The sequence below is a fragment of the Polynucleobacter sp. AP-RePozz3-80-G7 genome (genome assembly GCF_018882145.1).
Taxonomy (GTDB): domain Bacteria; phylum Pseudomonadota; class Gammaproteobacteria; order Burkholderiales; family Burkholderiaceae; genus Polynucleobacter.
This window is the reverse complement of sequence record NZ_JACVPC010000004.1, coordinates 1-12,295: the sequence shown is the minus strand read 5'-3', so window position 1 is coordinate 12,295 and position 12,295 is coordinate 1. Positions and strand designations below refer to the sequence as shown.

The 12,295-nt window shown below is 47.0% G+C and carries 14 protein-coding genes; 6 read left to right on the top strand and 8 right to left on the bottom strand.

From position 1 onward, the window contains the following. Position 1: 1 nt before the first annotated feature. From ICE90_RS08615 to ICE90_RS08590, 6 genes are all read right to left on the bottom strand, one after another. Positions 2-1,186 carry a 5-(carboxyamino)imidazole ribonucleotide synthase gene (locus ICE90_RS08615; protein ID WP_215320983.1) on the bottom strand — a complete coding sequence of 395 codons (1,185 nt, stop codon included), beginning with the start codon at positions 1,184-1,186 and terminating at the stop codon, positions 2-4. Positions 1,187-1,190: 4 nt separating this feature from the next. Continuing rightward, positions 1,191-1,685, bottom strand: coding sequence for a 5-(carboxyamino)imidazole ribonucleotide mutase (gene purE / locus ICE90_RS08610; protein WP_215320985.1), 495 nt, complete (start codon positions 1,683-1,685; stop codon positions 1,191-1,193). 49 nt (positions 1,686-1,734) lie between these two features. Next, a complete protein-coding gene (locus ICE90_RS08605) occupies positions 1,735-2,634 on the bottom strand; it encodes a phosphoribosylaminoimidazolesuccinocarboxamide synthase (RefSeq protein WP_216192027.1) in 900 nt (299 codons plus the stop codon). A gap of 7 nt (positions 2,635-2,641) precedes the next feature. Further along, positions 2,642-3,706: a class II fructose-bisphosphate aldolase gene (fba, locus tag ICE90_RS08600; protein ID WP_215320989.1), complete on the bottom strand. Its 1,065-nt coding sequence runs from the start codon at positions 3,704-3,706 to the stop codon at positions 2,642-2,644. Positions 3,707-3,772: 66 nt separating this feature from the next. Next, complete coding sequence (gene pyk, locus ICE90_RS08595; protein ID WP_215320990.1) at positions 3,773-5,209, bottom strand: pyruvate kinase; 1,437 nt, start codon at positions 5,207-5,209, stop codon at positions 3,773-3,775. Between the two features lie 2 nt (positions 5,210-5,211). Further along, positions 5,212-6,423: a phosphoglycerate kinase gene (locus ICE90_RS08590; RefSeq protein WP_215320992.1), complete on the bottom strand. Its 1,212-nt coding sequence runs from the start codon at positions 6,421-6,423 to the stop codon at positions 5,212-5,214. A gap of 209 nt (positions 6,424-6,632) precedes the next feature. Here ICE90_RS08590 and ICE90_RS08585 point away from each other — a divergent pair, with 209 nt between their 5' ends. Genes ICE90_RS08585 through ICE90_RS08565 form a run of 5 tightly spaced genes read left to right on the top strand, consistent with a single transcriptional unit; the run spans position 6,633 to position 9,939 of the window. Beyond that, the gene (locus tag ICE90_RS08585) at positions 6,633-7,556 is read left to right on the top strand and encodes a branched-chain amino acid transaminase (RefSeq protein WP_215320994.1); all 924 of its coding nucleotides are present in this window, start codon (positions 6,633-6,635) and stop codon (positions 7,554-7,556) included. A 23-nt stretch (positions 7,557-7,579) separates the two neighbouring features. After that, entirely contained in the window at positions 7,580-7,768 is a 189-nt protein-coding gene (locus tag ICE90_RS08580) for a zinc-finger domain-containing protein (protein ID WP_072582777.1), read from the top strand. Positions 7,769-7,814: 46 nt separating this feature from the next. Then, complete coding sequence (gene waaF / locus ICE90_RS08575) at positions 7,815-8,855, top strand: lipopolysaccharide heptosyltransferase II (protein ID WP_216192025.1); 1,041 nt, start codon at positions 7,815-7,817, stop codon at positions 8,853-8,855. 17 nt (positions 8,856-8,872) lie between these two features. Next, positions 8,873-9,307 (top strand): nuclear transport factor 2 family protein, encoded by a 435-nt coding sequence (locus ICE90_RS08570; protein WP_216155191.1) that lies wholly within the window; start codon positions 8,873-8,875, stop codon positions 9,305-9,307. Between the two features lie 17 nt (positions 9,308-9,324). Further along, positions 9,325-9,939: a DUF2946 family protein gene (locus ICE90_RS08565; RefSeq protein WP_370624661.1), complete on the top strand. Its 615-nt coding sequence runs from the start codon at positions 9,325-9,327 to the stop codon at positions 9,937-9,939. Here ICE90_RS08565 and ICE90_RS08560 read toward each other — a convergent pair. Beyond that, positions 9,936-11,627 carry a M48 family metalloprotease gene (locus ICE90_RS08560; protein ID WP_255533345.1) on the bottom strand — a complete coding sequence of 564 codons (1,692 nt, stop codon included), beginning with the start codon at positions 11,625-11,627 and terminating at the stop codon, positions 9,936-9,938. The genes ICE90_RS08565 and ICE90_RS08560 overlap by 4 nt on opposite strands. Before the next feature lie 32 nt (positions 11,628-11,659). Between ICE90_RS08560 and moaC the strand changes: the two genes are divergently transcribed. Continuing rightward, positions 11,660-12,136 carry a cyclic pyranopterin monophosphate synthase MoaC gene (gene moaC / locus ICE90_RS08555; RefSeq protein WP_215321003.1) on the top strand — a complete coding sequence of 159 codons (477 nt, stop codon included), beginning with the start codon at positions 11,660-11,662 and terminating at the stop codon, positions 12,134-12,136. A gap of 64 nt (positions 12,137-12,200) precedes the next feature. On the opposite strand, the gene ICE90_RS08550 is transcribed toward moaC, so the two are convergent. Further along, positions 12,201-12,295 (bottom strand): IS3 family transposase (locus ICE90_RS08550; RefSeq protein WP_216176193.1); only part of this gene is annotated, 95 nt, incomplete at its 5' end.

Sequence of the window (12,295 nt, the reverse complement as noted above, 5' to 3'; positions counted from 1 at the left end):
TCTAGGGCTCGATCCCTAATTCAGTAGCAACAGCTGCGCAATTTTGGCGAGCTTCATTGAGGGCTTCACCTAAGCAGTTAATGTGACCCATTTTTCTACCAATGCGTGGCGCAGACTTGCCATATAGATGCAGCTTTGCATCGGGGTGAGCGAGTACTTTATTCCAAGCAGGCTCTTTTGGTTGGTCTTCACTACCTTCAAACCAAAGATCGCCCAATAAGTTCAACATGGATACGGGCGCTAACTGACGGGTATCACCCAATGGCAGCCTAGCCATGGCTCTCACCTGCTGCTCAAACTGGCTGCTCACACAAGCATCCATGGTGTAGTGGCCTGAGTTATGTGGGCGTGGCGCGATTTCATTAGCGACGATGTCGCCGTTCTTCAGTACAAAGAATTCCACACAAAGAACACCAACGTAATCGATCTTCCGAATGAGCGCCTTTGCTGCATCAATGATTTTCTTTTCTTGAGCAGGCTTCAGTGAAGGGGCTGGCACAGTCGAGGTATGCAAAATACCATCGCGATGGATGTTTTGGGCTACCGGATAAGCCACCACAGCATCATCATAACCACGCACTACCAAAGCCGACACTTCAAAATCCAATTCCATGCGCTTTTCTAAAACGCAAGGTACGCGCCCGAACGCATTCCATGCAGTAGTTAACTCTTCTGCGCTATACACAGTCGCCTGACCTTTACCGTCATAGCCCATGCGCGCAGTCTTTAAGATTCCGGGAAAGAGCTCCTTTGGAGTATGGGCAATATCAGCCTCATGCTCAATCACAAAGTTAGGAGCCGGACCAATATTGGTTTCTGACTTCCAAGTGGCTAAGAAATTTTTCTCAGCAATGCGATTTTGGGCAAGAGAAACACAGCTACTGCGTGGCGCCACAAATACACCCAAGGATTCCAACTCATCCAAGGCTTGTGCTGGAACATTTTCAAATTCAGTGCTCACTGATGAACACAATGCAGCCATCTCTTTTAAAGCGGCGCTGTCAGTGTATTGCGCTTGAATAAATTTTTCGGCAATGGAGCCTGCGGGACTATCAGAACCAGGGTCGAGCACGCAAACCTTGTAGCCCATTGCTTGAGCGGCCTGAGTAAACATCCGCCCCAATTGACCGCCACCTAAAATTCCTAAATACGAACCCGGCAAAATGGGTTCCATACGATCTGCCATGTAATTAATATCCCGGCAAATTCATTGAACGCGCGGTATCAGACTGCTTGGCACGGAAATCTTCTAAGCGCTTTGCTAAATCAGCATCATGCAAAGCTAAACCAGCAATCACATGCAAGGCAGCATTCGCTGCACCAGCTTCACCAATCGCAAAAGTAGCAACCGGAATACCTTTAGGCATCTGCACAATAGAGAAGAGAGAATCTTCACCACGCAAATATTTACTGGCAACAGGTACGCCATAAACAGGAACAATCGTTTTTGATGCGAGCATGCCTGGTAAATGGGCCGCACCACCTGCTCCAGCAATGATTGCCTGCAAGCCATTAGCTTGGGCTTTTTCTGCATACTGAAACATATCATCTGGCATGCGATGTGCGGAGAGTACTTTTGCCTCATGCGCAATACCAAATAGCTCAAGCATTTGAGCAGCGTGCTGCATGGTGTCCCAATCTGAATTGGATCCCATCACTATTCCGACGATTGGCTTCTTGCTCATTTACCTCTCCAAATGCCTTATAACCATTAAGGGCTCTATTATCCCTGACTCAAGAAGTCTCAGTAAGACGGGTAAGCGCTTCACGATACTTCTGGGCAGTCTTTTCAATCACATCCGCTGGCAATTGCGGCGCAGGAGCGGTTTTAGGCCATAACTTACCATTCACCATAGCAGTTTCAAGCCAATCGCGCACAAACTGCTTGTCATAAGAAGGTGGGTTTGAACCTACATAGTAGGTCTCCGCAGGCCAAAAACGTGAAGAGTCAGCCGTCAGGATCTCATCCATCAATACCAATTGTCCATTGGCATCAAGTCCAAATTCAAACTTGGTATCGGCAATGATGATTCCACGAGTAGCAGCGTACTCAGAAGCCTCTTTGTACAAACGAATACTGACTTCACGAATTTGATTGGCTAACTTTTCACCAATGAGTTCGATGACTTTTTCAAATGAGATATTTTCATCATGCTGACCAAACTCCGCTTTAGCTGCAGGAGTAAAAATAGGCTCAGGTAATTTCTGGGCATTCTCCATGCCTTCCGGCAAAGCAATACCGCAGACCTTGCCAGTTTCTTTGTAGTCTTTCCAGCCACTACCAGCTAAATAACCACGAACTACTGCCTCAACCAAAATTGGCTTTAAGCGTTTAGCAACTACCGCACGACCTTTGACTTGGCTAATCTCATCCACTGCCACTACAGTAGCTGGATCAATACCAGTTAAATGATTGGGAATCACAGCAGCCAATTTATCGAACCAAAAATTAGCCATATGATTGAGAACTACGCCCTTCTCTGGAATGGGCTCGCCCATCACCACATCAAACGCAGAAAGACGGTCAGTAGTAATCATCAGCAACTTGTCGTCATCTAATGCATAAACATCGCGCACTTTGCCTTTAGACAACAAAGGTAATGACTTAATAGAGGTAGCGTACAAAGCAGGCATATTTAAATCACTTCACAATTTGGGTTAATTTGCCGCTCTTATATAGCTCAGCCATCTTCTCCAAAGAAATTGGTTTAATTTTGGAGGCTTGACCAGCAGAACCAAAAGCCTGGAAACGCGCAATACAGACCTTCTTAGCGGCTTCACGGGCTGGCTTCAAATAATCGCGTGGGTCAAACTTGCTTGGATTTTCAATCAAATAACGACGAATTGCACCAGTCATTGCTAAGCGGATATCCGTATCGATATTGATCTTGCGCACTCCATTCTTGATGCCCTCTTGAATCTCTTCAACAGGTACGCCATAGGTCTCTTTCATATCACCACCAAATTCTCGGATCTCAGCGAGCAACTCTTGCGGAACACTAGAAGAACCATGCATTACCAAATGTGTATTGGGAATACGCGCATGAATTTCTTTAATGCGATCGATTGCCAAAATATCACCTGTTGGCTTTTTGGTGAACTTGTATGCCCCATGGCTAGTACCAATCGCAATAGCTAAAGCATCGCACTGAGTGGCCTTCACAAAATCAGCAGCCTGCTCAACGTCAGTCAGTAATTGCTCACGAGTCATCTTGCCGTCAGCGCCATGACCGTCTTCTTTGTCACCTTGCATAGTCTCTAGCGAGCCCAATACACCTAATTCAGCCTCAACCGTAACTCCAATAGAGTGAGAGAACTTCACCACTTCTTTGGATACGTCTACGTTGTACTCGTAGCTAGCAACACTTTTACCATCGGCCTCTAAGGAACCATCCATCATCACACTGGTAAAGCCACTCTTAATCGCAGCCATACACACTGCCGGGCTTTGGCCATGGTCTTGATGCATCACAACCGGAATATGCGGGTACGCCTCAACCGCAGCAGAAATCAGGTGGCGCAAGAACGCCTCACCAGCATATTTACGTGCGCCTGCTGAAGCTTGCATGATGACTGGGGAGTCTGCTTCATTTGCTGCTTCCATAATCGCCGTTACTTGCTCTAAGTTGTTCACGTTAAATGCTGGTAGGCCGTAACCGTTTTCAGCAGCATGATCCAAGAGTTGTCTTAAAGATACTAAAGCCATGATGTTCTCTTAATAAATAGTAATGAAGTTAAAAATAAATCTGTTTTGAATCTTTTTCAATGTGAATTACTTCACATGAATAATTTTGAGCGTATTGGTACCACCGGGCTCACCCATGGGCTCACCTGAAGTGAGCACAACGGTATCGCCCTTTTTGACTGCGCCCGATTTTTGCAAGCAGGCCTCGACCTCTTGCAAAGCAGTGTCACGATCCTTGGTGTAATCCAAACCGATCGGAGTGACGTTGCGATAAGTGCTTAACGCCCTCTGTGTGGCGATCTTGGAGGTCAATGCAAAAATCGGGACGTGAATATTGTGACGACTCATCCAAATGGCTGTTGAACCAGAGTCAGTTAAAGCTGCGATAGCATCGGCATTTAAATGATGGGCAGTAAACAGGGCTCCCAGGGCAATCGTTTGATCGATGCGAGTAAAGGTCTGATCCAAGAAGTCGGTGTCGAGTTTCACGCGATCTGACTTTTCTGCTTCAACACAGATCTCTGCCATCGCTTTAATAGTTTGCACTGGATACATGCCAGCAGCAGACTCAGCAGACAACATGACTGCATCAGTGCCGTCCAATACTGCATTAGCAACGTCGCTAACTTCAGCACGTGTTGGTACTGGCGCATTAATCATCGACTCCATCATTTGCGTAGCGGTAATCGTAAATTTGTCCGCCTCACGCGCCCAAGCAATCATGCGCTTTTGTAATGCAGGCACTGCTGCATTACCCACTTCAATAGCGAGATCCCCACGAGCAACCATGATGCCGTCACTCTCAGCAATAATGCTTTTAAGGGCTTCAGGCTCAATCGCTTCAGCGCGCTCTACCTTGGCAATGGTTCTGACTTTACCAACACCATACTTAGCGCTAGCGGCATCAGCCAACTTACGAGCATAGGCCATATCAGCGCCATCCTTAGGAAAGCTGATTGCTAAGAAATCTACGCCCATTGAAATTGCGGCATCTAAGTCAGCAATATCTTTTTCGGTAAGCGCAGGTGCAGTCAAACCACCACCAGCACGATTAATACCTTTGTTATTGGAGAGTGGTCCACCCTGCTCAACGAGAGTAAATATCTCACCACCCTTAACGCTCTCAACTGTCAGCACCACTAAACCATCATTTAACAAAAGACGGTCGCCCGGCTTTACATCGCCTGGTAACTCCTTGTAGTCAAGACCAACGCACCCTTGGCTACCCATCTCGCAATTAACATCGAGAGTAAATTTGTCCCCTTCTTTCAGAAGGATTTTGCTATCCGCAAATTTACCCACACGAATTTTGGGGCCCTGTAAGTCGGCCATGATGCCAACCTCTTTGCCCACTTCAGCGGAGATAGCTCGCACCAAGTCATGACGAGCTTTATGGTCAGCAACGGTACCGTGAGAGAAATTCATGCGCACTACATCTACACCCGCACGAATCATGTCACGCAACACTTCAGGCCTCTCAGAAGCAGGTCCTAAGGTTGCAATAATCTTGGTTGCTCTCAACATATTTAGTCTTTCGCTCTTTCGGCAAGTACTGCAAAGGCTGGCAAAGTTTTACCTTCCAAGAATTCTAAGAAGGCGCCGCCACCAGTAGAGATGTAATCCACTTGATTCTCGATACCGTACTTCGCAATTGCCGCCAAAGTATCGCCGCCACCAGCAATCGAAAATGCAGGTGAGTGCGCAATCGCAGCAGCTAACATCTTGGTGCCACCGCCAAATTGATCAATTTCAAATACACCCAATGGGCCATTCCAAACAATCGTGCCAGCATGAGCGAGCATGATGGATAAACGTGCAGCTGTCTTTGGGCCAATGTCCAAGATCATGTCATCTTCTGCAACCTGATCCGCAGGTACGCGGTTTGCACGGGCTAACGGAGACAATTCATTTGCAACCACAACATCCTCCGGAATCGGCACATGAGCGCCACGCTTTTCCATGATCTCCATAATCTCTCTCGCTTCATCAACTAAATCAGGCTCAGCGAGGGATTTACCAATAGGCAAACCTTTGGCCAGCATGAAGGTGTTCGCAATGCCGCCACCAACGATGAGCTCATCCACTTTCTCAGACAAGGCCTTCAAAATAGTAAGCTTGGATGAAACTTTAGACCCAGCAACAATGGCAACTAGAGGACGTTTTGGGCTGGCTAATGCGCGACTCAGCGCATCTAATTCGGCAGCCATCAAAGGGCCGGCACACGCTACTGGCGCAAACTTTGCTACACCGTAGGTAGTAGCCTCAGCACGATGTGCAGTACCAAATGCATCGTTGACATACACATCACACAATGCAGCAATTTTTTTGGCCAGCTCGTCACTATTTTTTTTCTCACCGACATTCAATCGGCAGTTTTCCAGTAGGACTACCTCGCCTGGATTGACTTCAAAGCCACCATTTACCCAATCACTAATTAATGGAACTTTGCGATTCAGCAAAGCGGCAATACGATCGGCCACAGGCGCCAAACTATCTTCGGGTTTAAATTCTCCTTCGGTTGGACGACCTAAATGCGAAGTCACCATCACTGCCGCTCCAGCATCCAAACACATCTGCACAGCAGGCATCGATGCCCGAATACGCGTGTCTTCTGTAATGTTGCCTGCCTCATCTTGCGGAACGTTCAAATCGGCACGGATAAATACCCGCTTACCCTTTAATTGACCTGATTGGGCTAATTCACTTAAACGCTTAACTTTAAATAAGGATTCCGGCATGAGTTTTGGTAAATAAGTGGTTTATGGGGAATGTTCCATTCTAAAGGCTGTGGCCCATCCACACCCGAGGATCCAAGCCGACAGACTCCCCTGCCTGCTCTACAATAAGGACTTAAATGCATTCTGGGCCGGAAGACCAAAAACTGCCAGCCTAGTGCTCTGCTTAAACCGCTTTTACAGATACTTAATAGACACAAAAGGTAAAGAAAATGTCGATGTCCGACCGCGATGGCTTTATTTGGACTGATGGGAAGCTAATTCCTTGGCGCGAGGCCAATATTCACGTGTTAACCCATAGCCTGCACTATGGAATGGGCGTATTTGAGGGTATTCGAGCCTATAAAACCCCCCAGGGAACTGCGATTTTCCGCCTCCCAGAGCATGTAAAGCGCCTTTTTAACGGCACTAAGATCTTCCAAATGAACATGCCTTATAGCCCAGAAGAGATCACCAAAGGCATTATTGACGTGGTCAACAGCAATAAGCTCGAAGCCTGCTATATCCGCCCAATTATCTTTATCGGCTCCCAAAAACTGGGAATCTCCCCTAAAGGCAACAGCATCCACACCTCAATCGCCGCTTGGGAATGGGGTGCCTATTTGGGTGAAGATGGCCTAAATAAGGGTATTCGGGTTAAAACCTCCTCATTTACACGTCATTTCGTCAATTCTTCACTAGTTCGTGCCAAGGCATCGGGCTACTACATCAACTCCATTTTGGCCAACCAAGAGGTGACAGCCAATGGATATGACGAGGCTTTATTGCTTGATACCGAAGGTTACGTATCTGAAGGCTCCGGTGAAAACCTCTTTATGGTTCGCAACGGAGTTGTTTACACACCAGATTTAGCCTCATGCTTAGATGGCATCACACGTGACTCCGTTATCCAGATCGCCAAAGATCTTGGCTATGAAATTCGTGAAAAACGTCTGACTCGCGACGAAGTCTATTCTGCTGATGAGGCTTTCTTCACTGGTACTGCTGCTGAAGTAACTCCTATTCGCGAATTAGACGACCGCACCATTGGTGATGGCAAGCGTGGTCCTATCACTGAGAAAATTCAGAAGACGTATTTCGATGCGGTGTACGGCAGAAATGACCAATACAAATCTTGGCTCACTTACGTTAAATAATTTCAGCAATTAGGAAACAGCACATGACTCAAGCTCAAGTGGTTATGGTGGATGGCAAAGATTTACCTTTACATTGCCCCACCAATAAAACCCCAGCATGGAACTCACATCCACGCGTTTTTCTAGATATCACTGAGACCGGTGAAGCCAAGTGCCCATACTGTGGCACTGAGTACAAGCTCATCCCCGGCACTGAGCCGCACGGTCACTAAGCCTTATCAGCACCTCTTCTTGAGGTGCTGAGTCGGGATACATCACATGCACGGTATTCTGATCATTGCCCCAAACTGGATTGGGGATGCTGTGATGACTCAGCCATTATTGGCATCCCTCAAAGAACAATATCCAGAAGCCAACATTGATGTACTAGCCAGCACTTGGGTTGCTCCAATTTATCGTGCCTGCTCTGAAGTACATGAAGTTATCGAAGCTAAGTTTGAACACAAACAGCTACAGTGGAACTTACGCAAACAACTAGCAAAAGAGTTGGCGACAAAAAAATATCAAGCCTGCTTTGTTTTACCTAATAGCCTTAAGTCAGCACTCATCCCCTGGCTTGCTAATATTCCTTTTCGGGTTGGCTATCGCGGTGAATTACGCTTTGGCTTAATTAATTTATCACTAGATAACCCAAGTAAGGTAAATCGCCCACCTATGGTGGAGCACTATCTTGCATTAAGCCAACTTCTCAATGAAGGGCAGATTGCATCAACAGTCAGCAATTTTGTACCCAAGTTAAATGTATCCGCTACCGCCGATCAATCGGTACAGACCAAATTACTCAATGCCAAAGTTGATCCAACTAACCTCTACTTGATGTGCCCAGGCGCTGAATACGGCCCAACTAAACGCTGGCCCACAAGTCACTTTGCACAATTGGCGCAAAAACTCATTGCAAGCAATCCTCGTAGTCAAATCATTCTTTTGGGTAGCAAAGGTGACCACGCACTTGCCCAAGAAATTCAGTACGAGACAAAGCAAGATAGTCACATTCATAACTGGTGCGGGGATACTTCGCTTGATGAGGCGATTGCCCTGATTTGCATGAGTAAGGCGATTATCAGTAATGACTCCGGCTTAATGCATATTGCGGCAGCCCTCAGAACCCCTCAAGTTGCCATTTTTGGATCAAGCGACCCAGCCCATACCCCACCCTTGTCAGACAAAGCTAAGGTAATTTGGTTAAACCTCCCTTGTAGTCCCTGCCATAAAAGAGAATGTCCACTGGGTCACTTAAAGTGTCTAAACGACATCTTGCCGGAACAAGTATTCGCTACACTCAATACATCGCAGCAATAACTCAGGAACAGTAAGCCATGACCAAACTTGCCAGACTCTTTCATAGTGCGGATGATGTTGTTGAGGCATGGCGAGATGCCTTACGTCATCGTGATATTCAAGGTGCTTTGGATATTTGGTTGGATGATGACTCCATTACCTGCGTTCTACCGGAAGGTCATCGCCTAACAGGTCATGCAGAAATTCGTGAAGGCCTAGAGAGACTATTAGCCAAGCAACCTTTATTCTTAGAGCCTATTGCCTGTATTAGCCATTCCGTTTTAGGTGCTGCGGTATACGACACTACTGAAGCAGTTCATCTGAGAGCTGATCAAGTGGAAGCAGAATTTTTTCTGAATATCACTCTCGTGCTTTTACAAGACAGTCAAGGCTGGCGTATCGCGCATTTACATGCCAGTCACTCCACAGAAGATACCTTTGACGCGCCGTCTACACCACACGGTTTGCATTAAACATCATGGATGATCAAGTGCTTCGGTCACTCATAAAGTGGCCTAATGTACCTGATTGCTATGGTTGGCTTGCTTTAGATCGCCGCGGTCAATGGCGCATGCGGGATGAGTTCACGCAACAAAATTATCTTCCTGGGCAAGTGATTCAACATGCTAGCCTCAATGAATTCATTATTCGAAACTATGCTTGCGATGAGATTGGCAGATACTTCTTCCAGAATGGCCCGCAACGCGTTTTTATTACCCTAGATGCAACCCCTTGGATAGCTCGAATCATCCCAAGTGAAACCGGTCAGCATCTGATAAATCAATGCCATCAAACCATGGAGCCTGCTGCTGCACTAAGCGATGAAAAAGGCAATATTTATATTGTTGGCACAGTAGATCAAACGATTTATGGCAACAATAAAAGCATTAGCAATAACAATCAATTTATTAGAAGAGATAGCCAAACGGTCGCCTTATTGCATGACCATGATTTAGAGCATTTTTCTGAGCTAGCTAAGTTACGCGAAGAGGCTTGTAGCTTTGGCGGCTCTTGGAATTGGCAAGGAAAACAACTGCCTCTAGACCCCATTCATTCTGATGAACTCGCCTCTCGCTTTAACTATATAGCGCAGCCACGGCCTTAGCCAGGCATCTGCTTGCCTTGCTCCTTGAGCTCATCTTGATACTGGCGCTGCATTTCTCGTAAACGGGCATCAATGCTCGAGCCTTGATAAAAATCGGCGCCACCTGCTGATCTAGCAATACGGAGTTGTTCAATTGCCGAAGGCCAAGCGCCCTCAAGAGCGTATTTTTCTCCGAGCGCGTAATGACGCATGGGAATATTGCCGGCTTGATCATAGGATTGAGATAGTAGATTCCACCACACTACTTCGTTAGGCTGAGCTCTCGTGCGCGCCTTTAACCAAGTAATCGCATCATTGGTGCGGCCGAGTTTTAAATCCGCATTAATCATGGCGGCACCAGCAGCGTATGACTGGGGGTAAGCACGCAAAGTCGCTTGGGCTATTTGCAATGCCTCCTCCCCTTTGCCTTTTGCCAGGGCAAGCTCAGAGGCAGTGATATCCAGAGATAGACTCTGTCTTTGAATAGGTGATCCTGGTGCACTTGCCTTCTGAGCTAGATTGCGGGCTTGCTGCAAATCAGCCTCTGCTTGGTCTATTTTTCCTTGGCGCTGCGCTATCAAGGCTAGTCCATAAAAACCCTCTAACTGCTTACCAATCGGCTGCTGTTTACTCAAACTCTCAAAGGTATTTTTTAAGTCGTACATTCCACTAGATGTTCCAGCCTGCTCCATGCGCGCACGAGCCTTAATGAAATAGAACTCGACCGACGTAGGCACATTACGCGTTGCAACTGTGCGCGCCCTATCTTGCATATCCGCAATACGGTCGGTTGTTAGGGGATGGGTACGGACGTAAGCGGGGACGCCCTTATCCATAATGCCGGTGGCTTTTTGTAAGCGTTGAAAAAATCCTGGCGCGCCATTGACATCATATCCACTGGCATCTAATATCTGAAAGCCAACACGATCAGCCTCGCGCTCGGCGTCTCTCGAATAAGAGAGTTGATTATTCACTGCCACTGCTTGCCCACCTTGCATCAAGCCAGCTCCGGCCTGCGGGTTGCGAGACATTGCCAATGCACCGAGCACCATACCGGCAATGGCAATCATGGTATTGGTTGTTTGCTTATCCATCTGACGTGCCAAATGGCGCTGCAAAACGTGGCCAGTTTCATGACCCATTACAGAGGCGACTTCAGAATCCGATTCGGCACTCACAATCAAACCCGTATGAAATCCAATAAATCCACCAGGTAATGCAAACGCATTTATGCTGCTGTCTTTAACAGCAAATACCTCAAAGTTATAGGCGCCACTTCCCTGCTCATTAGCGCCACCAAGTTGTAACTTTTTAGCGGCTTGTAATAAGCGATGCTCCATCTGATTTAAAAAATCGTAGAGCGGCAAATCATTTGAATAATCGGGATCTGGACGAATCTGGCGCATGATCATCTCGCCATACTTACGCTCGTCCACTCGACTTAAGGCATCGCCACCTGGATCACCCATATCTGGCAAAACAATAGTGGGCTGACTTTGAATCGTGCTACGCGTCAGCGCATTAGTAGGGCGAGCGTCTGGTGATTGCATTGCCCTACCGATATTCTGAATAGCGGCTGAATTACCCTCTACTGATACATCACCAGCAGGGGTAGCTGCATATGCAGGGAACCCAGAGCAAGCCAATCCCAGCATCAGCTGAATAGCCAAAGCGCGGTACAAAAAAGAGGTTTTTGGAACTGACTTCATGTCTTGCATCTCTATATGGTAAAACTTATCCCATGAACAAACTAACTCATTTTGATGCCAGCGGGCAAGCCCACATGGTAAACGTTGGCGATAAACCGAATACCCACCGCATAGCCATTGCCACCGGCAAGATCACCATGTTTCCCGAAACCTTCAAGATGGTAGAGGCTGGCACCCACAAAAAGGGTGATGTTTTAGGAATCGCCAGAATTGCAGGTATTCAGGCATCCAAGAGAACATCAGACCTCATTCCTTTATGCCATCCGCTTGCGCTAACTCACGTTAGCCTGGAGTTCCAAACCAATCCAAGTGAAAACAGCATCAGCTGCCAAGTCAGAACAGAAACCACCGGGCCAACCGGCGTAGAAATGGAAGCGCTCACTGCAGTCCAAGTCGCCCTTCTCACAATCTACGATATGTGCAAAGCAGTAGACCGAGGGATGGTCATGGGTGATGTCAAACTACTTGAGAAAAGTGGCGGCAAGAGCGGGGAATGGAAGGCTGCTTGAATTCTCCAATTCAACAATAAAAAGCCGCTCATGTGAACTGACCCCCAGTAGTTGGACAGTTTAGTTAGGTTAGCACGAGGGATTGAGTTCGGTATTGCACCGGGCTCAATCCCTTTAGTTTTTGTTTGATTCGATCATGGTTGTAGTAGTGGATGTATT